General features: G+C 61.6%; 2 protein-coding genes and 1 pseudogene. 1 reads left to right on the top strand and 2 read right to left on the bottom strand.

The features are described 5' to 3' along the window. Positions 1 to 269 (bottom strand): annotated as a pseudogene (locus C4S70_RS18335) (hypothetical protein); the annotation flags it as partial. Between the two features lie 496 nt (positions 270 to 765). Here C4S70_RS18335 and C4S70_RS18325 point away from each other — a divergent pair. Beyond that, complete coding sequence (locus C4S70_RS18325) at positions 766 to 1,146, top strand: hypothetical protein (protein ID WP_104009513.1); 381 nt, start codon at positions 766 to 768, stop codon at positions 1,144 to 1,146. A gap of 1 nt (position 1,147) precedes the next feature. On the opposite strand, the gene C4S70_RS18320 is transcribed toward C4S70_RS18325, so the two are convergent. Continuing rightward, the coding region (locus tag C4S70_RS18320; protein ID WP_235003899.1) for an integrase core domain-containing protein at positions 1,148 to 1,659 on the bottom strand (512 nt) is incomplete at its 5' end.

Genomic DNA, 1,659 nt, shown 5'->3' with positions numbered 1-1,659 from the left:
GCGGCCCGCAGGTCGGGATGCGCCGCGCGCATATCCCGGACAGCCCGCAGCCCGGCGCCGGCCAATGACCAGGCGCTGGCGGCGGTGTCGCCCAAGCCCATGCCCTTGTCCGAGTTCAGGTCGGCGCGGGTCTGGTACACCAGCCAGTCGGCGCGCAGGGCGACGAAAAGCTGGTCGAGCGCGGCGCGGAAAGCGAGCTTGTCCGAAGAAATGAGTGCAGTCAGCGGTTCAGCCGCGGGGCGCGGCGTGCTAAAGGGCGTGTCAGCCATGATGATCTCCTGAGGATCGTTGTGGTCAGGGCGGAGGCAAGAGGGTAGGAGCTCTTGCTTCCGTCCGATCAATATGGGACTATGCAATTACAATGTCAACATCATAAAGCAGAAAAGTCATGGCCCCACCGAAAAAAGACACCGAAGCCCTCACCCTCCGCCTCCATCGTGACCTCATAGCCCTGCTCGACGATGCTCGCAGGCGCGAAAAGGACATACCCACCCGACCGGAGATGATCCGCCGCATTCTCGATGCATGGACCAGGGGAGAGGTGTACGGGGAAGGGCAAGAGGGATGAGGGTGCAGTCCGGGTGATTTGCGAAAAATGGTTTGAAGCCGGGCATTTCGCCGTTGGCGGCTTGCGGGAAGGCCGTGCGTGACGGTGGCCGATCGCCGTGACCTATACCGGACTCCACGGAAGGTTGGCGCCGCTAACCTTTCGTTAAGAAATCGAAACACATAACGCCTCGGAACGCATGATTTGGAGGCGCAAATTTGTCCAAACCCTTCTTTTTTCGCAGCATTCTGGCCCTGACCTTGATCGCAGGCGTTTCCGCCTGCCAATCCACCGGGATGCCGGTTTCCGAGGCCCCGGCCCCTGAAAACGCAACGGTTTCCTTGACCACCACGCAACGCCTGCAGGTGCCGACCCTGATGCCGCGGCAGCCTGCCCAGGAGCCGGTTGATGTGATCGAACTCCGGGATCGCTACCTGGCCGCCAACCCGGACAAGGCCTGGCTTGAGCTTGATGGTTTCTCGTTTCGCGGCTTCCGGCTCGCGAAAGACGGAACGGCGTATTTTGATGGCGGTCGCTCCAAGCGTGATCTGAGCTACGAAATGAGCTACTCCCCAATGTCTGGACAGTTTCCGGCTTGATTTAAGCTACTCTTTGCTCCTGCTGACCGGGTTGGGTTTCGTCTTTTCTCAGCCAGTAGACCACGGCTGGGGGTTTGCCGCCAAGGGCGGAATGGGGGCGCTTGCGGTTGTAGAACTCGATCCACTTGCCGACGCCGGCTTTCGCCTCCGATCCGGTCTCCCGGGCGTGCGGGTAGACGCATTCGTATTTCAGGCTGCGCCACAGCCGTTCCACGAGGATGTTGTCCAGGAACCGGCCCTTGCCATCCATCGAGATGCGGATGCCGGATCGGCGCAACCGATCGGCCCAGGCGAAGGACGTGAACTGGCTGCCCCGATCGGTGTTCGTGATCCCGGGCGGGCCGAAGCGGTGGATGGCCTCGTTCAACGCCTCGACGCGGAAGTCGGCCTCCAGCGTATTCGAGATGCGCCAAGCCAGCACCTTTCGGGTGTGCCAGTCCATGATCGCCACGAGATAGAGGAACCCGCGCCGCATCCATTGCCCGGCAGGCGATTTGCAACGCAAATCTGCCG

Origin of the sequence: Jhaorihella thermophila (assembly GCF_900108275.1) — a bacterium.
Classification (GTDB): domain Bacteria; phylum Pseudomonadota; class Alphaproteobacteria; order Rhodobacterales; family Rhodobacteraceae; genus Jhaorihella; species Jhaorihella thermophila.
This window is presented reverse-complemented; position numbering and strand designations above follow the sequence as displayed.